This window comes from Bradyrhizobium sp. UBA2491, assembly GCF_002341725.1.
Classification (GTDB): domain Bacteria; phylum Pseudomonadota; class Alphaproteobacteria; order Rhizobiales; family Xanthobacteraceae; genus Bradyrhizobium.
Map to the genome: position 1 here is coordinate 10561 of NZ_DDOP01000011.1, position 324 is coordinate 10884.

Genomic DNA, 324 nt, shown 5'->3' on the forward strand with positions numbered 1-324 from the left:
GCGCCGATCGGCTGATAGCCGCCGCCGAGACCCTTGGCGATCGCCTGGATGTCGGGCGCGATGCCTTCCTGCTCCCAGGCATGCAGCGTGCCAGTGCGGCCCATGCCGCACATCACCTCGTCGAGGATCAGGAGCGCGCCGTGGCGATTGCAGATATCGCGCACCGCCTTGAAGTAACCCTCCGGCGCAGGCACGCAGCCGGCGGTAGCGCCGACCACCGGCTCGGCGATGAAGGCCGCGACATTCTCAGGGCCGAGCCGTTGGAATTCGGCTTCGAGTTCGGCGGCGAGCCGCGCCACGAAGGCGGCCTCCGATTCATCGTCG

The 324-nt window shown here is 68.8% G+C and carries 1 protein-coding gene; it reads right to left on the reverse strand.

Translation table 11 applies throughout. The annotated features are described in order from the left end of the window. A partial coding sequence (locus B2W55_RS02915; RefSeq protein ID WP_291532181.1) for an aminotransferase class III-fold pyridoxal phosphate-dependent enzyme occupies window positions 1-324 on the reverse strand: 324 nt, incomplete at both ends.